Source organism: Paenibacillus silviterrae, assembly GCF_030167925.1.
In the GTDB taxonomy this organism is placed as follows: domain Bacteria; phylum Bacillota; class Bacilli; order Paenibacillales; family NBRC-103111; genus Paenibacillus_G; species Paenibacillus_G silviterrae.
In genome coordinates this window covers 2203692-2224916 of the sequence record NZ_JASKUT010000001.1, presented here as the reverse complement: position 1 = coordinate 2224916, position 21225 = coordinate 2203692, and the positions used below count along the sequence as shown (strand labels likewise).

The following is a 21225-nucleotide window of genomic DNA, read 5'->3' as shown; positions in this document are numbered from 1 at the left end:
TATGGAGATAAAGCAATTACGGTATTTTATAGCAATAGCTGAGGAAAAGAATATAACGGCTGCTGCCGCTAGGCTGCATATGTCTCAGCCACCTCTAAGCATGCAGTTAAAGCAATTAGAAAATGAGCTTGGTGTTAAATTGTTTGACCGAAGTGGTAAAAGTATGGAATTAACCGATAAAGGAAAAGCACTCTACCATAAAGCATTACATTTGGTGAACAATGTAGAAGAAATTAAAAATGAATTACGGGAAACAGAGGAGGGAAAAAGAGGTGTAATTGCAGTAGGGATTAACACCTTATCTTTATCAGGGTTTTCAGAAGTGCTCCAATCCTTCCACAAAAAGTATCCCTTTGTTTCGTTAAAAATTGTTCAAAATGACTCTTATTACTTGGCAGAAATGATAAAAACAAGGGCCATTGAAATGGCGTTTGTACGCCTTCCACTGGAACATCGTGGATTGACTTACCATCATCTCATTAACGAGCCATTTTTTTTCGTAACCAATAAGAAAATACATACTACTATTTCCTTAGAGGAGATGTCTCATTTCCCTCTTATCATTCCAAGTACGGAGGGTTTGGGGATTTATAGTACGATTCTTGAAGCGTTTACTAAGCAAAACCTCCAGCTAAACAAAATAGCCGAATGCTCCGATATGCATACATTAATGGAATTAGTGAATGGGGGAATAGGGGCAACGATTGTTCCAAAATCTGTTCTGGATGTCTATAAGGATAAAGTTCTTTACTCCATACCGATAAATAACGCCGATCTGATGTCTTCTTTAGGAGTCATTTGGCTTGAAAACCATTATGTTTCTACACCTGCCAAAAACCTCGTAGGACTAATAGAGGAGTACTATAGACTTTCGCAAATGTCTTTGAGGTAATAGGCTGCCGGGTGGCAGCCTGCTTTCGCTATTTGACATCAATTGAAATTGAACTACTGTCCATTTTTTCTGCGAACGGTTATGGATTCTCCTGCTATTCCCCAATTATCGGTGTTAACCTCGTCAATTACCACAACTGTGGTATTCGGGTTTTTGCCAAGTACATCCACTAGCAATTGAGTCGCTCCCTTAATAAGCAATGCTTTCTTTTCCGGAGTTACATTTTCATTTGTTATTTTGATATTTACGTACGGCATCATATCACTCCTATTGATTTCTCATACTGGCATTCTTCTCATAATGAATTCCTGTTACAAGTAAACACGCACCAACAAAAACTACTATTCCTGCCCCGGTTAAAGCGGAATGGAAATTATGACTTTTCGATGATAACATTCCGGCAATGGTCGGTCCTATCATTTGTCCAATCGCATAAACAGCTGTTAGATAGCCAATGATTCGACTGCTGTTAGCCGGACTCATTTGACGTACTAATGTCGTGGCAAGGGTTGTTATCCCCATAAACGTTGCGCCAAATAAAAAAGCACTTAAGACTAGGCCCGTTTCGGACATGATAAGGACAGGAATAGCAATCCCAATTGATTGTATAACCATGGCAAGCAGTAAGGCCCTAACGAATCCCCATTTTTTCCCTACAGAAGACCAGATAATACACGATGGAGCAGCGGAAAGTCCCACGATCATCCAAACGAAAGCAGCATCCCAACTAAAGCTTGGAGTCTTCTCGGCAATGGATACGATAAATGTACCTGTGACAATATACCCTAATCCTTCTAATCCATAGGCTGCAATAAGCCATGGAATCCACTTGACTGGGGGTACCTGCTTATGAATTTGTGGTTTGAGCTTCCGGTCATGGATAAGGTGCGAATCTTTAAGCCATATCCATACGAAGAATGTCAGGATAACACTAATGCCGGCCAAACCTATCCAGGAGCCTTCCCACTTGAATGCCCGATGTAAACTCGGAATGATCAGCCCTGTTAAAAAGATTCCAAGTCCTACGCCTCCGTAGAAAAAGCCTGACCAGTTTGTTTTGTCTTTAGCCGCAAGTTGATCTAATACTATGCTTGAAGCAAGGACAAACACGAAAGCACTGGCAAGTCCGGATAAAAACCGAAGGACATACCATAGCAAATAAGAGTCTCCTAATCCCATGTATGCCGTAGTTAAAATACTGCCAATCAAACTTAACCTTAGAACCATCGTTCTATGCCGCTGCAAAGGAATAATGCCTGTCAACATAGCTCCAAGCAAATATCCTGCGTAATTACTTGTAGCAAGGTAACCGGCAACTTCATTTGAAAAAGAGAGATCATTTTGCATAAGGGGAAGAATGGGAGTATATGCAAACCTTCCTATCCCCATAGCAATGATTAATGAAAATATTCCTCCTACTAACAGTTTGGTCAATTCCTCATCTCCCTATAAAAATTGCCTCATCTATATTATATCCCTGTTTCGCTATATGATATAATACGGAAAATAGATAATTGCCATCTCTAATACAGATGGCTGCCGAAACCATCTCACCAAGGGGCGATTCCGTATGGATTTACACGCATTAAAAGTTTTTCGGTTGGTCGCCCGGATGGGCAGTATTTCTAGTGCGGCGCGAGAACTGAATTTTGCACAATCCAACATCACCACGAAAATTCAACAATTGGAAAACCATCTTCAAACGACCCTGTTTTATAGAAATAATCGTGGCACTACCTTAACACCTAAAGGAAGGATGTTACTGACCTATGCGGAAAAAATTTTTCAGCTTATAGATGAAACGAATAAAGCGATGAAAGATGAGGAGATCCCGAAAGGTCCCTTGATTATTGGATCGATGGAGACCACTGCTGCCGTTCGCTTACCTTCACTGCTTTCAAAATATCATCGCGAATATCCCGATGTAGACCTAACGTTACTAACAGGACCAACGGAACAACATATCCAAGGAGTACTTCAATACGATCTGGATGGAGCCTTTGTGGCGGGACCCGTAGATCATCCGGAATTGATTCAGAAGAAACTCATTGAAGAGGAGCTGGTGCTCATTACGGATATGCTGCATCCGTCCATGTCATCGATAAAGGATATTCGAACTCGAACTCTGCTTGTATTTCGTTCAGGATGCTCTTATAGAGCCAAACTGCAGCAATGGCTGCATCAAGAAGGTATTACTCCAAATAAAATTATGGAATTCGGTACACTGGAAGCCATTCTCGGATGTGTATCGGCAGGGCTAGGGGTCAGCATGCTTCCTTATGCTGTCGTTGATAAATATGTACAAGACGGAAGTCTTAAACAACATCCCATTCCGAACCCATACGGAAAAGTCGATACGGTATTCATCTACCGAAAAGATACATTTATGCCTACATCGTTAGTAAGATTCATTGATATGTTTGGTTATTAGAACGTTAAAAGAGCACACTGTCCTAAAGAAATACTTTCTTATAGCATTCATCAGAAATCGTTATGTTTAAGATCGTCTTTTTTCCAGATGAATATGGTATAGTTTCCATAAGGTGATTTAACACTTACGGGTATGGCATAACGGCAGCCCGTCAGTCCATGATTTCGCAATTTTGAACTAATGTGGGGTGGAGAGCGTTGCAATTACAGGTAAATAACAGTCCGTTTAACCAGGAGCAGGTTGACCTTCTGAATCGACTTCTTCCGACGCTGAACGCGACGCAAAAGGTTTGGCTGAGCGGATACCTCGCCGCGTCGGCACCGATTCAGACAACCGCCGGCACTCTCAATGAGTCACATCCGGCGGGTGCTCCGGCAGTAAGCAAGGAAGTGACCATCCTGTATGGCTCACAGTCCGGCAATGCGCAGGGGCTTGCGAAGAAATCGGCAAAAGTGCTTGAGGCGAACGGATTCCAAGTCAACGTTTCGTCGATGAGCGATTTTAAAACGAATCAGCTCAAGAAGGTGCAGCAGCTTCTCATTGTTGTCAGTACGCATGGGGAGGGCGAGCCGCCGGATAATGCAATCTCGTTCCATGAGTTTCTGAATAGCAAGAGGGCGCCGCAGCTGGATGGTCTGAGATTCTCGGTGCTGGCGCTTGGCGACAGCTCGTACGAGTTGTTCTGTCAGACGGGCAAAGATTTCGATACCCGTCTTGAAGCGTTGGGCGGAACCCGGTTGTATGAACGGGTAGATTGCGATGTTGACTACGACGAGCCCGCGGCGGAGTGGCTGCAAGGCGTGGTGAACCGCTTGAAGGAAGGGCAGTCGGGAGCGGGAACGGCATCCGCAGCTGTTCCGGCAGCTTCGGCAGGGATCGCATCGGAATCCGCATACTCCAGAACGAACCCCTTTCCGGCGGAAGTGCTGGCCAATGTGAATTTGAACGGCCGCGGTTCTAATAAAGAAACCCGCCATATTGAGCTTTCGCTCGAGGGCTCCGGGCTCACTTATCAACCTGGCGACAGTCTTGGCATATACCCCCACAACGACCCGGCGCTTGTGGATCTGCTGCTGGAGCAAACGAAGTGGGATCCGGATGCGCAGGTTGCCATCAACAAGCAAGGCGAGCTCCGACCGCTCCGTGAGGCGCTCATCGAGTATTTTGAGATTACGGTCCTAACGAGACCCTTATTGGAAAAGCTAGCGCCGCTGGCCGTGAATAAGGAAGCTCTTGAGCTGCTGGAGGCCGGCAATGAAGAGAAGTGCAAGGCCTATATTCACGGACGCGATCTGGTGGATTTCATCCGCGATTATGGCCCGATACAAGGCAGCGTTCAGGATGTGGTTGCCCTTCTCAGAAAAATTCCTGCAAGGTTATATTCGATTGCCAGCTCGCAGGCGTCGAATCCCGACGAAGTGCATTTAACCATCGGAGCGCTTCGTTATGATGCGCATGGGCGTGAGCGTAACGGTGTCTGCTCCGTCCTTTGTGCCGAACGTCTGCAGCCTGGGGATACGATTCCGGTATTCATCCAGCACAATTCGAACTTTAAGCTTCCGGATGACCCGGGTACACCGGTCATTATGGTGGGACCGGGCACAGGAATCGCACCTTTCCGCTCCTTCATGCAGGAGCGCGAGGAGATTGGCGCTACCGGCCCATCCTGGCTGTTCTTCGGAGATCAGCATTTCGTGACCGACTTCTTGTATCAAACCGAATGGCAGCGGTGGATCAAAGACGGTGTCCTGACCCGTATGGATGTTGCGTTCTCCCGCGATACGGATGAGAAGGTGTATGTCCAGCATCGTATGCTTCAGCATAGCAAGGAGTTGTTCGACTGGCTTGAGCAGGGCGCGGCTGTTTATATCTGTGGAGATGAGAAGCATATGGCCCGGGATGTACACCGGACACTGGCGGAAATCATCGAAACGGAAGGCGGCATGAGCAGAGAGCAAGCGGAGGAATATTTAGCGGCGTTACAGAAGAACAAGCGATACCAGCGAGACGTGTATTGATTGTGGATCGAGAGGAGTGTTAGTTAGCATGGCGAATACGAAATTAAGCAGGCCAGAGGGATCCCCTAGCGATGTCGAGCGCATTAAACGCGAAAGCAATTATTTGCGCGGCACCCTGGCTGAATCGATGCTGGAGCCGCTTAGCGCCGGTATCTCGGATGACGATAACCGACTGATGAAATTCCATGGCAGCTACTTACAGGACGATCGGGATTTGCGGAACGAACGACAGAAGCAAAAGCTCGAGCCCGCCTACCAGTTCATGCTGCGTGTACGTATGCCCGGCGGCGTATGCCAGCCGGGGCAGTGGCTCATGATGGATGAATTAGCCCAGAAATACGGGAATGGCACTTTAAAGCTTACGACGCGGCAGACGTTTCAAATGCACGGGATTTTGAAATGGAACATGAAAAAAACGATTCAATCGATCCATCAGGCGCTGCTTGATACAATTGCTGCGTGCGGGGATGTAAACCGGAATGTCATGTGTAATCCGAACCCGTATCAATCGGACATTCATGCTGAGGTGTATGAGTGGTCGAAGCGGTTAAGTGACGATTTGTTGCCAAGAACGAGAGCATATCATGAGCTCTGGTTGGATGAAGAGCTCGTAGCCGGGACTCCCGAGCAAGAAGAGACTGAGCCGATGTACGGTCCGCTCTATTTGCCGCGGAAGTTTAAAATCGGTATTGCAGTACCGCCATCGAATGACGTGGATGTCTACTCCCAGGACTTAGGGTTCATTGCGATTATCGAGGATGGACGGCTCGCAGGCTTCAACGTTGCCATCGGCGGTGGAATGGGGATGTCGCACGGCGACAAGGAAACCTATCCGCAGCTCGCGAAGGTGATCGGCTACTGCAAGCCGGAGCAAATCTACGACGTTGCCGAGAAAATCATTACGATCCAGCGCGACTACGGCAATCGGTCACAGCGCAAGAACGCCCGTTTCAAGTATACGGTGGATCGGCTCGGGCTGGAGAACGTAAAGGAAGAGCTGGAACAGCGCCTAGGCTGGAGCTTAAGCGAGGCCAAGCCGTATCACTTTAACGATAACGGCGACCGGTACGGCTGGGCGCAGGGCGTTGGGGACAAATGGCACTTTACGATGTTCGTCCAGGGCGGACGCGTAACGGATGCCGAAGGCAGCCCGCTGATGACCGGCTTGCGTGAAATTGCCAAGGTGCACACCGGAGATTTCCGCTTGACCGCCAATCAAAACCTCATTATCGCCAATGTAACGCCGCAGAAGAAGGCGGAAATTACAGAGCTGCTCGAACGCTACGGACTGAATGACGGCAAGCGTCATTCCGGTCTCCGCCGCAGCTCAATGGCCTGCGTGGCGCTGCCTACCTGCGGTTTGGCCATGGCTGAAGCCGAGCGTTATCTGCCTGTGCTCATCGACAAAATCGAGGGGATTCTGGACGAGAACGGGCTTCGGGACGAGGAAATTACGATCCGGATGACAGGCTGTCCGAACGGCTGTGCACGCCATGCGCTGGGGGAAATCGGTTTTATCGGAAAAGCGCCCGGCAAATACAATATGTACCTGGGGGCCGCCTTTGACGGCAGCCGTTTAAGTAAGATGTACCGGGAAAATATCGGGGAGGATGAAATTCTCCGCGAGCTTCAGCTGCTGCTTCCACGATATGCGAAGGAAAGAGAAAGTGGGGAGCACTTCGGCGACTTCGTCATTCGTGCGGGTATTATCGCCGCGACGACGGACGGCACCAATTTCCACGAGTAAGCCATATCCTAGAAACAAACAAAAACGGCAGAAGGGCAACAGCCTTCCTGCCGTTTTTTTGTGTCAAATCAGCCCTTCTTGCGTATTCAAATGCTTGTGCAGGTGCTCGGACACAAGGCTATAGGCAATTACCTTATTTTTATATTGCCGCGCTATATAAATATCTCTGTTGTTAATGAATGCGTAGAGAGTAACCTCATTTTTGCCTAGCTTCGTTTCTAGGATGACAGGGAAGCCCTTATTCTCCGGGTTCAAATGTAGTTGCTCGGTTCCCGGCCAAATATAATGCTTTTCCATAAAGACAGCTTCATTTAATAAATGAACAATTCGAGCTTTTTCGTCTCCTTCAACGTTCCTTCCCCGATAGGACACGGTGACGGTTTCCGCATTCAGTTTGATATGCACTTGAAATTTACTTACTAACCATTCTACGGAAGCCGTGGGTAGACAAGTAATCAGTATTTTAATGAAACAGACGAGAATCGTCGAAATGATCAAAGCCCAAGTCATAACGTCCACCTCCTTAACGCAATATTATTCGCAATCATGGTTTTATCTTAATACGATTGTCTCGATGAGGAACCATCCAATCATGAATAGTTTTGACCATCCATTTCGCTTACCTGCTCCTTCAGGATCTCCAAACCTTTTTTTAGTTCCTCCAAGGAATGGGTAGACGATAGTGCTATTCTCAAATATTGGCTTTGCTTACCGGCCCCGCTCAAAAACCGATCGGAATGATAAACGCGAATCCCCTTGTCCAGAAAGAAGCTCTCGATGTGTGACGCATTACCCTTACCCGAGAAGGGCAGCCATCTATAAAAGCTTAACGGATGACCCGTGTCTCGAGAAATCGGGAAAAACTCTGTAAACAGGTTGTTGGCCGATTGCGCCAGCCGGATTTTCTCCGCAACGATGGCATCCGCTTTACCGGATACAATAAGCTCTGTAATGATCTCGGCATCCAACGACGATGTCTTGACGTTAACATTAAAAATCGCTTCCCTAATCTTTTCTTGATACGCATCGCCAAACACCATATAGGCAATCCGGAGACCGGAACAGATGGACTTGGAGGTGCTGCAAATATAAACCGTTTGCTCCGGAAGCAGCTGAAACATGGGCTGTCCGTAATCCTCACTGATACCTGCTGCCAGAAACGCATGAATATCATCTTCAATTACTATCAAATGATGCTTTTGAATAATAGCCGCGAGTTCTTTTTTGCGTTTTTCCGGAATCATGACAGTAGTAGGATTAGAACAAGAAGGCATCAAAAATACGCCGTGCACATCCAATTGAAGGCATTGATGTTCAAGCTCATCCGGCAGCATTCCGTGCTCGTCACCGGGAATCGGTACTAATTGAATATGAAACATTCTCGAAATTTCTATAAAATTCGCAAAAGTATAAATATCAACGGCAATCCGGTTTCCCGGTTCAAATAGAGCTACTAACGTAATGGCAAGCGCATTCTGTGCTCCGGAAACAATGGCCATATGTTCTGTGTCCGCATGGATGCCGAAGGCTTTCATCCATTCTAGACCCGCTATTTTTTGATGTGGAATTCCTGTAGGCTCGTTGTAATTGAAGAGCTGTTCCAGATAACGTTTCTCCGTCACTCTTTTTGCAGCTTCAGCGACCGTAGTATTCGTCTGCTCAAATGAAGCGACAAAGCCAAGATCGATACATTCCTTTGAAATTTTATCTTTTGAAATAGTGATAGAGCGAGCCGCGCTGGGGGAAACAAACGTACCGCTGCCTGTAACGGCATAAATGAAGCCTTTTAGTTCGCATAGCTTGTAAGCGCGTGTAATCGTTGTGAAGTTTACATCTAAAAAGTCGGCCAACTCCCTTTGCGGCGGTAGCTTGGTACCGGGAGCCAACAATCCGTTCGTAATGTCATGCTCCAGCAATATGGCGAGGGAACGATAGAGGGGACGCTTCAATGCCCGTTTGTCGGGCTTCCACGACATGGGGTAATCTGTAAAGGAATTTATCGGCATAGGTACCTCACAAAATTGTAATCCATACAATTATAACATTGATTGTATGGATTCTCGCTGCTACTATTGCAGAATAAAGTAATCGTGCTGAGGAGATGCAAGCTACCTATGATTAACAAAAAAGAAATACAATTGGCATTTCGTACAGCCTTTCCCTCTACTGTCCCCATTTTAACCGGTTTTTTATTCCTGGGGATCGCTTATGGCATCTATATGAATGTGTCGGGTTTTGGAGTGGGGTATTCTTTTCTAATGAGCCTGCTTATTTTCGCCGGTACGATGGAATTTGTCGCCGTCCAGCTTTTGCTTGGTGCTTTTCATCCGTTAGGCGCGCTGTTCCTCACCTTACTGGTGAACGCACGTCATCTTTTTTATGGGATATCCATGCTTGAAAAGTATAGAGGGACAGGACGAAAAAAGTTTTATCTGATATTTGGGATGTGCGATGAATCTTTCTCCATCAATTACACAGCCGCGATACCGCAGGAGGTGAATAAGGGATGGTACATGTTCTTCGTCACTGCACTGAATCATGGCTACTGGGTGGTTGGGGCTTGTCTTGGCGGTCTATTCGGATCGCTGGTGCATTTCCAATTGGAGGGTCTTGAGTTTGTTATGACAGCGCTATTTGTCGTCATTTTTATTGAACAATGGTCAAGAGAGAAGGCGCATCACAGTGCACTGCTGGGTTTGGGATTATCATTGCTATGCCTTATCCTGTTTCAGAGCAGCTTTGTCCTCCCCGCCATGATCGGCATTCTCTTGATACTTACCTTGACGAGGAAACAGCTAGAACAGAAAACAGGTGAAAGCACATGTCAATGACGTTAGCAGAGCAAATGATCACGATTGGAATGGTCATTCTGGGAACCATGATGACCAGATTTATTCCATTTCTTATTTTTCCTTCAGGCCGGCCGACTCCGGCTTATGTGAAGTATCTCGGCAAAGTATTGCCCTCGGCGGCTATAGGATTATTGGTTATCTATAGTATCAAAGATGTCAATTTGTTATCCGGCCACCATGGTGTACCCGAGTTGTTCGCGATTACCATAGTTAGCATTCTGCATGTCTGGAAAAGGAATATGTTTTTATCCATAGCAAGCGGCACTTTTGTTTATATGGTTTTGATTCAAGTGATATAACCCCCAAAATCCACTCCATTGGCTTCGGCTCGGGAGTGGATTTTGCTGTTTTACCATGCTTCCATAGGCGAACCGGGCTGAAACCATTCCAGCCGGGACTGCATATGGACTACGTCGCCGACTAATATGATGGCCGGATTGGCAATCCGGTTGAATTCACTCAGCTGCGGAATGGTCTGCAGCGTCCCGATCACGGTTTGCTGATCCTTCGTAGTTCCCCATGAGATGATCGCCACCGGAGTGTCAGGCTTCCTTCCATAGGTGATTAATTGGTCGCAAATATATTGAATATTTTTAATGCCCATATAGAAAGCAATCGTATCAATGCCTGTAGCGAGAGCGGACCATTTTTCCGGCGATATGGTATTTCCATGACAAAGATGACCGGTAACCATGGTAAAGGAGGTCGCTACCTTACGCTGAGTAACCGTTATGCCGGCATAAGCGGGCGCTGCGATACCGGCTGTGATCCCCGGTACGATTTCGTATTTGACTGAGCTTGCATTAAGCGCTTCGATTTCCTCATTAATGCGACCGAATACGCAAGGGTCGCCCCCTTTCAAGCGGGTAACCGTGTTCCCCTCCAGCGCTTTACTCAGAATGATTTCATTAATCTCTTCCTGCTTCATCGTATGGTCGTTCGGGCTTTTCCCGCAGTAGATCAGCTCCGCGCCGGATTTCGCATAGGTAAGGAGCTCCGGGTTCGCCAACCGGTCATAAATAATGACATCCGAGCTCTGGATGCACTCAAGCCCTTTCACCGTAATTAATTTCGGATCACCGGGTCCGGCACCTACAAAAAAAACTTTTCCCGCGTGCTGCATGTCGAACCCTCCTTAAAGTAATCGAAAATGTAAGCCAAGCTATCATGTCATGATTAGTGACATAGGCTATTGGTTTTCACTATAAAGGAGATGTTCGTTTGTTTCAATACATTTTTTGAAAATAGCTATTTGAACTAAAGAAAAGGCGAACAAATATAACTATAAATAGACAAACGTTCGTATTTATTGGTGCCGATAAATAAAATCGATAACAAAAATTAAATTCAACGGGTTGATTTGTCGTGTTTTGTGAGTTATAGTTAAAAACAAGAAATGTCATCAAACATAACATATAAATCGAAGATGCAGGAAATTGTTTGGTTTATGTGCGAATATGTAACATGAGAGGAAGGTTGTTATGAAGAAAAAGCTGATTCTTATCGGTAACGGTATGGCTGGGGTTAACGCAATCGAACAACTGCTGAAGCTGGTGCCTAATCAATACGAGATTACGGTATTTGGAAGTGAACCGCACCCGAACTATAATCGAATTCTGCTGTCTTCCGTCCTCGCCGGGGATGCAAGCATTAACGATATCGTTATCAATGACTGGAGCTGGTACAAGGAGAATGGAATTACTCTGCATACCGGACAGACGGTAACGAAAATTGATACGAAGCAGAAGACAGTTACAACGGATAAAGGTCTATCGGCAAGCTATGACGATCTTATCATTGCAACGGGCTCACTTCCTTTTATGCTTCCTTTGCCCGGCGCGGATAAGGAAGGCGTCATCGCATTCCGTGACATCAACGATTGTGAAACGATGATTGAAGCGGCGAAGAAATACAAGCGCGCCGTAGTCATCGGGGGCGGCTTACTCGGGCTGGAGGCGGCACGGGGACTTCTTAACCTGAATATGGAGGTTTCGGTCGTTCACATTTTTAGATACTTAATGGAGCGGCAATTGGATGAAACGGCTTCTCGTATGCTTCAAGCGGAGCTGGAAGGTCAGGGAATGCAGTTCCTGCTGGAGAAAAATACGGATTCCATCCTGGGGGCGAAGCGGGTAACGGGAGTCCGCTTTAAGGACGGCACGGAAGTGAAAGCGGACCTTGTGGTTATGGCTGTCGGCATACGCCCGAATGTATCGCTTGCTAAGGAAAGCGGTGTGGAGATTAACCGCGGGATCGTCGTTAATGATTATATGGAAACGAATATTCCGAATATTTATGCAGTAGGCGAATGCGCTGAGCATCGCGGTGTCGCGTACGGCTTGGTCGCTCCTTTATTCGAGCAAGGTGCCGAATTGGCCAAACGGCTTGCGGGAGTATCCTCAGAAGGGTATCAGGGATCGGTTGTCTCCACGAAGCTGAAGGTGTCGGGAGTGAATGTATTTTCAGCCGGACAGTTTGTTGATGCTCCGGGAACAAAGGCGTTCCGTGTTCAGGATGATTTTGACGGAGTTTATAAGAAAATTGTCGTCCAGAACGGCAAGCTGATCGGTGCGGTATTATTCGGCGATACAAGCGATGGCTCCAAGCTATTCTCCATGATTCGGAATGGCGAAGATATTTCCGGTAAGGAGAAGGAGCTCATCCTCGGTGCCCAAGGCGCCGGCGGCAAATCCGGCTCCGGTCTCGATTTCGTAGCGGCCATGCCGAATGATGAGATCGTTTGCGGCTGTAACGGGGTATCGAAGGGCACGATTCTTAAGGCTATCGAAGAAAAGGGCTGCACCAGCGTCGGCGACGTCAAGTATTGTACCAAGGCGACAGGCAGCTGCGGCGGCTGTAAGCCGCTGGTAGCGGATTTGCTCACCTATGCTTTAGGCGCCGATGGCGTTACCGCTGTGAAGGAAGGCATTTGCGGTTGTACCGCGCTTGGACGTGAGGAAGTCGTTACTGCGATTCGCGGCATGAAATTGACTACCTCGAAGGAAGTCATGAATGTCCTTGGCTGGTCCAATCCGGAGGGCTGCTCGAAGTGTCGTCCGGCGCTCAACTATTATCTTGGTATGATCTGGCCGGAGGAGCACGAGGATGAGAAAGAGTCCCGATTCGTTAACGAGAGAAACCATGGCAACATCCAAAAGGACGGAACGTATTCGGTCATTCCTAGAATTCACGGCGGGGTGACGACGGCCGAGGATCTGAAGAAAATCGCCGATGTAGCCGTCAAGTATAATGTCGAGACGGTGAAAATAACCGGGGCACAGCGCATCGGGCTATACGGCATCAAGAAAGAGGATTTACCTCAAGTATGGGATGAGCTTGATATGACTTCAGGCTTTGCTTACGGCAAATCACTACGTGCCGTTAAGACCTGCGTAGGCTCTACGTGGTGCCGGTTCGGAACGCAGGATTCGATGAGCATGGGCATTGAGCTGGAGAAGCGGCTTGAGCGGATCAGCACGCCGGCCAAGACGAAGGTGGCCGTATCGGGTTGCCCGCGGAACTGTGCCGAAGCTACAATTAAGGATCTCGGTGTCGTTGCGATCGATGGCGGATGGGAAATCTATGTAGGCGGTAACGGCGGTACGGATGTTAGACCTGCGGAGCTTCTTGTCAAGGTGAAAACGGAGGAAGAGGTCATTGAATGGACGCTGGCTTACTTCCAATATTACCGTGAGAACGCAAATTATAATGAGCGCACGTCGAAGTGGATTGAGCGAATCGGATTGGAAGCGGTGAAGAAGGCATTGGAAGCTCAAGAAGAAAGAGCAGCCCTCAAGGAGCGTTATGAATTCAGTGCAGGACTTATTGAAGATCCTTGGAAGGAAATCATTGAACAAGAGAAGCTGAATCGCAACTTCGGCGTGCTTCAACCGATTGAAATCACATCCATCTAGTCCGAGTATAATGAATCTTTTCGTTGGGGGGAACCGGTATGAATCGTTATGTCATTGGACATCTAAGTGAGATCGAAGAAAGAAGAGCCCGCGTCGTCTATATTGAGGATAAGGAAATTGCCATTTTTAAATTAACGGGCGGGGAATTGCGGGCGATTGAAAACCTGTGTCCGCACAAGAACGGCAAATTGTCGGAAGGTATCATATGTGATCATCACGTGTACTGTCCGCTGCACGACTGGAAAATCAACTTGAACGACGGTCTTGTCCAAGCGCCGGATGAAGGCTGCGTCAATTCATATCGTGTCGAGGTTGAAGAAGCAACGGGGAATATCGTGCTATATACGACGAAGGTAGGGGCGAACATCGCTTCCTAGTGAGTAGAGTGTTAGGAGGGTGCATCCGTGAATTATGTGAAGCCTCAGGAAGTGCTTGAGCAAATGGTGCAGGTCGGCGCCGGCAAAACCAAGCTTTCCGTGAAGGATTTATTGATCCGGGGATTTTTGGGCGGAGCCATCTTATCCTTTGCAACGACGCTAGCTTTTACGGCTACGATTCAAACAGGGCTCGGCATCATAGGCTCTCTCGTTTTCCCCGTCGGGTTTGTCATCATCGTTCTACTGGGGCTGGAGCTGGTTACCGGCTCCTTCGCACTCGCTCCCTTGGCAGTACTAGAGAAACGGGCGACCGTAGGCGGGATGTTAAAAAATTTCGGCTGGACTATTGTCGGCCATTTGGCCGGATCACTCGTGTATGCAGCTTTGTTCTATGCGGCGGCTACGAATTTCGGTCATTCGGAGCATGCCGTCATTACCTATATTGTGAAAGCGGCGGAAACGAAAACAAACGGTTACTCAAGTCTCGGTTTTGACGGCATGATTGCCGTGTTTGCCAAAGCGGTCCTTTGCAACTGGATGGTAACGCTTGGGGTTGTTATGGCCATGACGTCAAGCTCAACTACAGGGAAAATAGCAGCGATGTGGCTGCCGATCCTGACCTTTTTTGCACAAGGCTTCGAGCATGCTGTCGTTAACATGTTTGTGATTCCTGCGGGTATGATGTATGGGGCTCATGTAACCGTTAGCGGCTGGTGGTTATGGAATCAGCTTCCCGTGCTGCTCGGTAATTTTGTCGGCGGGATTCTGTTTACAGGAATTCTGCTTTATATAACGCATGCCAAGGGAGATCGGACTCTTGCGAAGCAGCGTTCCAAAGCTGCCTAGAGGATCACTACTATGAAACGGACGGGAGTGTTGAACATGATACAATTCATCCTGACAATTCCATTATTTATAGCGGTACTTCTGAATTGGGAAGTAACGGAATCTCCGAACGAAGCACAGTGGTGTTCCTGGTAACATCCTTCGATTCATCCAAGCACGTCCTGTGGGGACACCTCGAAAGAGGTGTCTTTTTCTGCTGCCTGCCCTGCATTTCATTTTCCACTGAGGTTTCGGGTGAAGCACCCTATTTCGCTTCGATTCAAGAGGATAGCCCAGTATTCAAAAGAGATCAGCACATTATTTGCGTTTTTTTGTTTAAAATTGGCTGTTGTCGTGTTTTCTACCGATTTCTAAGGATTTCTTTTAAAAGAAATGTGTGCTATATTTCAAACGTAAATATTTCGCAAGGCGAAATATCAAATAGTATAAAATTTACCTTGGCGAAATAAAATCAATTGAAACTCAATAAGGAGGACCAGGAAAGAAGAAAAACGCGCAAGAAAAAGTTTGTCTGAATTCTGCACTGAAGTACGACAGCCTAAATTGTAGGGATAAGGAGTAAACAGGATGAAGAGAAAATTGACTCTGTATATCATTTTAGCTGCCATTGTCGTTGGTGGCGGAGGAATCGGCGGTTACTTCTGGTATGAGGGGGAGAATTTCATATCGACGGAGGATTCCCGTCTGGCGGGAGATGTGTATCGCGTGATGCCTCGAATTACCGGCAAAGTGACTTCTCTTCAGGTGAAGGAAGGCGACCAAGTGCTGTCCAATCAGATCATTGGCTCGCAGGACAGCAACAATTTATCCACCAGTAACCTGGATCAGGCGATGCTTCGGTCTCCGATCGAAGGAACGGTAATTAAAACGATGGTGAAGCCGGGCGAGGTCGCATCACCTGGGCAAACGGTAGCGATGGTGGTGGACAACAGCAAATTATACATATCAGCCAATATTGAAGAAACCGATATTCACCGGATACATCCGGGGCAAAAGGTAGATATTCATGTGGACACCTTCGCTAATGCTACTTTAACAGGAACGGTGAAGGAGGTAAGTAAGGCGACGGCGTCGACCTTCTCCTTGCTTCCATCCATGAATACGAGTGGAAATTTCACTAAGGTTACCCAGCGTATACCGATTAAGATTGAGATCGACGATCAGCTCGGTCTGGAGCTGGCACCGGGGATGAGCACCACCATTAAAATTCACCTAAAGAGTAATGGTGCAAAGTAGAGGAGAGCTGAACATGAATAAACCATCAGGTAAAATTTGGCTTCCCGCCGTACTGGCGCTTTCCTTGGCCGGGGCGGTAACCGGCTGCAATACGACGGGCAATTTGAAGGCTGATACAGCCTCAGCCGCACAAGCCCCCGTTAGACTGATGAAGCTCGGAGCGGCAATGGCTTCAGGCTACGGCGGCAAAATCGCCCCCGATCAAGAAGTCAAAATCGTGAGCAAAATTGCGGGGAAGGTGTCGGAGGTGCTCGCTCAGGAAGGCGCCGAGGTGAAGAAGGGCGACATCCTGATTCAATTGGAAACCTCCGACTTGCTGCAGCAGGTCAAGCAGGCGGAATCGGCGGTTATTGCAGCTCAAGCGAAATTGGATGACGCGCGAAACGGTACGCGGTCCCAGGAGCTGCAGGCGGCAGAAAGCGCGCTTCGAGCTGCGGAAGGCGGATATGAGCAGGCTCAGGCGGTTGTGGAGCAGGCGAAGGCCGGATTCGACCTGGCGACGAAGACCTACAATCAGCTGCGTAACCAATATGACAGCAACTCGTCGGTAACGAAAGAAGTGCTGGAGCAGGGCACTTTAAATTATGAAAAGGCAAGAACGAGCTACGTGCAGGCCCAGGCGGCGGCTAAAGCGGCGGGAGCCCAAGAGGATGCCGCGCGCTCCAAGCTGCAGCTGGCTCGCGAAGGGGCAACGGAAAATACGTTAAAAGCGATGCAAGCCGAGGTAGACCGGTTGACCTCCGTACTGGAGCTGGCAAACAGCTCACTGAATAACGCTTCGATCACGGCGCCATCGGACGGCATGGTTGTGAAGCGCGGCATCCAGCCGGGCGAGATGGCCCAGCCGGGAACACCCCTGTTATCCATTGTGAATATGAAGCAGGTGCAAATCGAGCTGAGCGTAGCGGATACCCAAATCGGACAGGTGAAGACGGGGACGCCGGTTCAGGTCAAAGTGCCGAATGTCGTGGATACTGTGTTCAACGGAACCATCACTTTCGTTAGCCCGGTATCCAATGCCAACAGCAATACCTTCCCGGTAAAAGTGACCGTAGACAATAAGGAGGGGAAATTGTTCGGAGGAATGGTCGCCGAGGTGTATACTCAGGACGCTTCCGCTGCCAAGCTGGAGGTGCCTGCGTCTGCGATTATCAAGAAGGACGGCAAGGAGTACGTCGTGCGTTCCGATAACAAGACCGCTCGTCTTGTAGAAGTGAAGACCACGGAAAAAGGCAAGGATTGGGTATACGCGGAGGCAGGTGCCCATCTGGCTGCCGGACAAGAAATTGTTGTGAATCCGGATCCCGCCACGTCGGACGGCGCAGCCTTGAGAACGGAATAGGAGGTCTTCGTATGACCGAATCCGCAGTTCGTCCGGCCAATGAAGCTTCCGACAAGGGAATGTGGCTGGGGCTGATCGCCATTGTCCTCGGGACGTTTGTTTCCGTCCTCAACAGCAGCTTGATGAACGTAGCTCTTACGAAATTCGTTGCCGTATTCGGCTCCGATGTTCAGACCATCCAATGGGTAATTACCGGCTTTATGTTATCCTCCGCCGTTGTGATTCCTATGAGCGGCTATTTGGGGGCGCGTTTCGGCAATAAAACCGTTTTTCTTTACTCCGTAGCGGGCTTTACCGTCGGGTCGGCCCTATGCGGAATGGCATGGAGTGATTTTTCCTTAATCTTGTTTCGGATTATTCAGGGGTTGGCCGGCGGATTTATTATGCCGATCGGCATGTCGATTATATATTCGACGTTTCCGCGGGAGAAGACGGGGACCGCTATCGGTTTATGGGGTGTGGCCGCGATGGTTGCTCCGGCTCTCGGACCGACGCTGGGCGGTTACATGATCCAGTACTACAGCTGGCGCTGGCTTTTCTTTATTAATGTACCGATCGGTATTTTCGCTGTGATCATGGGCAGAATCCTGCTTCAGGAATCCGCCAGGCAGCAGGGGCTGAAATTCGATACGCTGGGCTCGCTATTTTCCATTACGTTCTTCGGTTCGCTTCTGCTCGCCTTGAGTAAAGGGCAGTCGGAGGGCTGGACCTCACCGTTCATCGCCAGTCTGTTATTCGTGTCTGCCGCCAGCCTGCTGCTTCTTGTTTGGGTTGAGCTTGGCGTTAAGCAGCCGGTAATGGATATCCGGATCTTCAAGAATGTTCGCTTTACGGTTAGTGTCATTGCATCCAGTCTGGTGCAGATGGGGATGCTGGGCGGGATGTTTTTGACGCCGCTGTATTTGCAGAACGTTCAGTCCATGACCGCCGTGCAGACGGGACTGGTGCTGCTGCCACAGTCGATCGTCATGGCCATCATGATGGCGATCAGCGGTAAATTGTTTGACCGGTTCGGTATATCCGTAGGCATTGCCGGACTCCTCATTCTTGGAATCACTACGGTAGACTTTCACATGCTGACGACCGAAACGCCGCGTTATTGGACGGAATCCCTACTGACGATCCGGGCGATTGGCATCGGTCTATGTATGATGCCGCTCACCACCGCCGGAATGATGAGCATTCCGAAGGAGCAGATCGGCAATGCCTCGCCTCTGTCCAACGTTTGCAGGCAGGTAGCGGGCTCTATGGGGATCGCCATATTTACCGCCATCATGGGCAGCCGCCAAACCGTTCACACGCAGCACATTATCGAAAGTGTGCCGGCGGATTCCACCGTGGCGCAGGATACGATATCCTCCATCGCCGGGGCGCTTTATCAAGGCTCGGTGGATATGGCGACGGCAACAGGTGCGGCGACTTCCTACCTGATGGGCTTTATCCAAAGGGAGGCGCTGACCCGTGCGATTGCGGATACGTTCTTTATTTCCGCGATTCCGGCGTTTCTGTGCATTCCCGTCGTGCTCCTGTTACGTGATCGGAAGAAGGCGGCACCTGAAGTGCTCCAGGAAGAAGATTTGGTCCCGGCGAAAGACGAGCTCAAAGCTCCTGCGCCTGTGAAGCAGGAAGTCGGGGTTACCGGGTAGCGGAACAAAGCATCGGACATAGATTCATAACAGAGGAGAAAGGTTAGATATGAGAGGAGACATCAAGATGAAATTTGGCAAGCAGGCGGCCGTACTGGCCCTATCCATAGCAATAACGGCAACCTTCCACGCCCCGGCATGGGCTGACTCCGGTGCAGGCTCTACCGTTTCGGCGGTAAGCACGTATTCTTTAACAGGCACAGTAAGAGCAGAGGTAAAAGGAATATCGATTAACAAACTGTCCGAGGAGACGCGGATTGGCGTCATCGTTAGGCTATATAACGACGAAATTACGGAAAAAAGGGTGCCCGATTACGAATTGCGTTTACGGACCTCGGACGGGGCGGTATACACCTTGAAGGCCAGCAGCGCGAATGACCCTTCCATCCAAGCGAAAGCAACGGCGGATGTAACTTATGCAGCGACGATCTCGCGTTCGGATAACCTGTCCGTGAGCGAACTGGCCTTCGTCGAGGTGGATGATTTTGTGTATCCGAAAAAAGAGACCGCGCTTCTCACCATACCCGTTACCGGTCGTGTATGGAACGCTGCGGTGGGGGATTTGACGGATGATTCCCAAATCATCGATTGGGGGACATCCTTTGGCATCCCTGCCTCCTTATCCCCCTTGCGGTATACGCCGGTCAGCTTAAGCAAGGTAAATGATGCGAAGGGGGCTTCCATGCTGCTTACGCTGCTGGCAGAGAATCCTTCCTCCATGACGGAAACCATTCCCGGCTTCCGTATGGACGGGAAGGCGGAAGCGCAGATCTTTGCCGGACAGCGAGTGGAGCAAGGCGTACTTACGTTGGCGGCTGGCGAGAAGAAGTACATTCATTACGCGATTCCCGTCAACAATGATACCGAGCTGTCCGGGCTCATCTTGATGACAACGGATGTCTTTGTCCCTGCTGCCCGGCAAGGACAGGCGGTTCAGCCGCTTTCCTTCGACACGGGCCGGCTGAAGGTCCTGGCACCTGCCGGAGGGGCGACCGCGGGAGCCTCGCTTGCCGATTACGCGCCACGGACACCCATTGCGTTCGATCCGCTCAACCGGATCATCGATGCGCAGACGGAGGTTTCGCTTGTCGACCTTCAGCGGCACGAGAACGACGGCGATGGGTACCAAACCGTTGTAGCTAAGTTCAAGCTGACCAACCTTAGCGATCGGACGATCCCGCTGCCGGTATTCCAGGCAGAGATCTCCGGCGGAGACGGAGCCCGGTATGCCGGTTCAAGGCAAACAACGGCTCCGGCCAATCTCATGCCGAGACTAAGCCATGTCGTCAGTTATGCATTTGCCCTTCCGAAGTCGGAGCATAGCGAACAGCTCGGTATTCATTTGCTCGATGCGGTGACGGCGGCGCCTTACAAAACTACGATTGCCGCGGTGAAAACCGGCATTACGACTACAAACGACAGCGACGTCATGATGTTCTATCCGTACAGCGTGAAGCTGCATGACTGGTTCTTAGGCGCATATACGAATGCCGGTCAAGCGCTGTCCTATTCTTATAAGCTGAGAATGAATCTCTCCTTAACCTCGGAGGACGATGTAGTTACGGATCAAGGATTTTCGAAGCTGAAAATTGAGCTGCAGGATAGCCTCGGACGGGTACTCGGTTCCCAAACGGTTCCGTTCAACGGCCCGAACAAGCTGATTGACGGGACGCAGACGATTAACATCAGCAATATTCGGACAGAGCAAGTAGAATATCCGCTCACCGTAAAGCTCTATGAAACCTTTGAAACTCCGGATGGGGAAGCGAAGCGTTTTGTCAAAACTTTGCAGCAATAATGAACTGTATTAGGGCAGCCGTTGCTTACTACGTATAAGACGGCTGCCTTTTTTTACAGAAGAACGGGGTAAAACGCTAGTGGACTTTCCCGCCAGTTGGCGGCCCAAAATATGTATGATATAGTT

Annotated in this window: 18 protein-coding genes; 13 read left to right on the top strand and 5 right to left on the bottom strand. The window is 49.0% G+C overall.

All coding sequences use genetic code 11. From position 1 onward, the window contains the following. The first annotated feature begins 1 nt into the window (after nucleotide 1). On the top strand, nucleotides 2-892 hold the full coding sequence (locus tag QMO62_RS09865) for a LysR family transcriptional regulator (RefSeq protein ID WP_284640740.1): 891 nt from the start codon (nucleotides 2-4) through the stop codon (nucleotides 890-892). Between the two features lie 53 nt (nucleotides 893-945). Here QMO62_RS09865 and QMO62_RS09860 read toward each other — a convergent pair whose 3' ends face one another. Continuing rightward, nucleotides 946-1149: a tautomerase family protein gene (locus tag QMO62_RS09860; protein WP_284640738.1), complete on the bottom strand. Its 204-nt coding sequence runs from the start codon at nucleotides 1147-1149 to the stop codon at nucleotides 946-948. Between the two features lie 10 nt (nucleotides 1150-1159). Further along, nucleotides 1160-2326, bottom strand: coding sequence for a YbfB/YjiJ family MFS transporter (locus QMO62_RS09855; RefSeq protein ID WP_284640737.1), 1167 nt, complete (start codon nucleotides 2324-2326; stop codon nucleotides 1160-1162). A 136-nt stretch (nucleotides 2327-2462) separates the two neighbouring features. On the opposite strand from QMO62_RS09855, the gene QMO62_RS09850 reads away from it, so the two are divergent. The 3 genes from QMO62_RS09850 to cysI all read left to right on the top strand — a co-directional run bounded on the left by QMO62_RS09850 (nucleotide 2463) and on the right by cysI (nucleotide 7088). After that, nucleotides 2463-3323 carry a LysR family transcriptional regulator gene (locus QMO62_RS09850; RefSeq protein ID WP_284640736.1) on the top strand — a complete coding sequence of 287 codons (861 nt, stop codon included), beginning with the start codon at nucleotides 2463-2465 and terminating at the stop codon, nucleotides 3321-3323. A gap of 197 nt (nucleotides 3324-3520) precedes the next feature. Continuing rightward, on the top strand, nucleotides 3521-5341 hold the full coding sequence (locus QMO62_RS09845) for an assimilatory sulfite reductase (NADPH) flavoprotein subunit (RefSeq protein ID WP_284640735.1): 1821 nt from the start codon (nucleotides 3521-3523) through the stop codon (nucleotides 5339-5341). Between the two features lie 28 nt (nucleotides 5342-5369). Next, nucleotides 5370-7088, top strand: coding sequence for an assimilatory sulfite reductase (NADPH) hemoprotein subunit (gene cysI / locus QMO62_RS09840; RefSeq protein WP_284640733.1), 1719 nt, complete (start codon nucleotides 5370-5372; stop codon nucleotides 7086-7088). Between the two features lie 63 nt (nucleotides 7089-7151). Here cysI and QMO62_RS09835 read toward each other — a convergent pair whose 3' ends face one another. Further along, nucleotides 7152-7598, bottom strand: a complete 447-nt coding sequence (locus QMO62_RS09835; protein ID WP_284640731.1) for a YfmQ family protein — start codon at nucleotides 7596-7598, stop codon at nucleotides 7152-7154. Nucleotides 7599-7678: 80 nt separating this feature from the next. Next, a complete protein-coding gene (locus tag QMO62_RS09830) occupies nucleotides 7679-9094 on the bottom strand; it encodes an aminotransferase-like domain-containing protein (protein WP_284640729.1) in 1416 nt (471 codons plus the stop codon). 108 nt (nucleotides 9095-9202) lie between these two features. On the opposite strand from QMO62_RS09830, the gene QMO62_RS09825 reads away from it, so the two are divergent. Both QMO62_RS09825 and QMO62_RS09820 read left to right on the top strand, forming a co-directional pair. Beyond that, entirely contained in the window at nucleotides 9203-9919 is a 717-nt protein-coding gene (locus QMO62_RS09825; protein WP_284640727.1) for an AzlC family ABC transporter permease, read from the top strand. Beyond that, nucleotides 9910-10239, top strand: a complete 330-nt coding sequence (locus QMO62_RS09820; protein WP_284640725.1) for a branched-chain amino acid transporter permease — start codon at nucleotides 9910-9912, stop codon at nucleotides 10237-10239. Before QMO62_RS09825 ends, QMO62_RS09820 begins: the two co-directional genes overlap by 10 nt. 50 nt (nucleotides 10240-10289) lie before the next feature. Here the strand turns inward: QMO62_RS09820 and cobA are convergent, their stop codons facing one another. Further along, on the bottom strand, nucleotides 10290-11063 hold the full coding sequence (gene cobA / locus QMO62_RS09815; protein ID WP_284640723.1) for a uroporphyrinogen-III C-methyltransferase: 774 nt from the start codon (nucleotides 11061-11063) through the stop codon (nucleotides 10290-10292). A 358-nt stretch (nucleotides 11064-11421) separates the two neighbouring features. Here cobA and nirB point away from each other — a divergent pair, with 358 nt between their 5' ends. The 7 genes from nirB to QMO62_RS09780 all read left to right on the top strand — a co-directional run bounded on the left by nirB (nucleotide 11422) and on the right by QMO62_RS09780 (nucleotide 21099). Beyond that, the gene (nirB, locus tag QMO62_RS09810; RefSeq protein ID WP_284640721.1) at nucleotides 11422-13854 is read left to right on the top strand and encodes a nitrite reductase large subunit NirB; all 2433 of its coding nucleotides are present in this window, start codon (nucleotides 11422-11424) and stop codon (nucleotides 13852-13854) included. Nucleotides 13855-13892: 38 nt separating this feature from the next. Beyond that, the gene (gene nirD, locus QMO62_RS09805) at nucleotides 13893-14231 is read left to right on the top strand and encodes a nitrite reductase small subunit NirD (protein WP_284640719.1); all 339 of its coding nucleotides are present in this window, start codon (nucleotides 13893-13895) and stop codon (nucleotides 14229-14231) included. Between the two features lie 27 nt (nucleotides 14232-14258). Beyond that, nucleotides 14259-15077 (top strand): formate/nitrite transporter family protein, encoded by an 819-nt coding sequence (locus QMO62_RS09800; protein ID WP_284640718.1) that lies wholly within the window; start codon nucleotides 14259-14261, stop codon nucleotides 15075-15077. 567 nt (nucleotides 15078-15644) lie between these two features. Next, a complete protein-coding gene (locus tag QMO62_RS09795; RefSeq protein WP_284640716.1) occupies nucleotides 15645-16313 on the top strand; it encodes an HlyD family secretion protein in 669 nt (222 codons plus the stop codon). 13 nt (nucleotides 16314-16326) lie between these two features. Continuing rightward, a complete protein-coding gene (locus QMO62_RS09790) occupies nucleotides 16327-17655 on the top strand; it encodes an efflux RND transporter periplasmic adaptor subunit (protein ID WP_284640714.1) in 1329 nt (442 codons plus the stop codon). A gap of 11 nt (nucleotides 17656-17666) precedes the next feature. Further along, nucleotides 17667-19301 (top strand): DHA2 family efflux MFS transporter permease subunit, encoded by a 1635-nt coding sequence (locus tag QMO62_RS09785; RefSeq protein ID WP_284640713.1) that lies wholly within the window; start codon nucleotides 17667-17669, stop codon nucleotides 19299-19301. Nucleotides 19302-19368: 67 nt separating this feature from the next. Beyond that, the gene (locus QMO62_RS09780) at nucleotides 19369-21099 is read left to right on the top strand and encodes a hypothetical protein (protein ID WP_284640712.1); all 1731 of its coding nucleotides are present in this window, start codon (nucleotides 19369-19371) and stop codon (nucleotides 21097-21099) included. Nucleotides 21100-21225 lie beyond the last annotated feature (126 nt).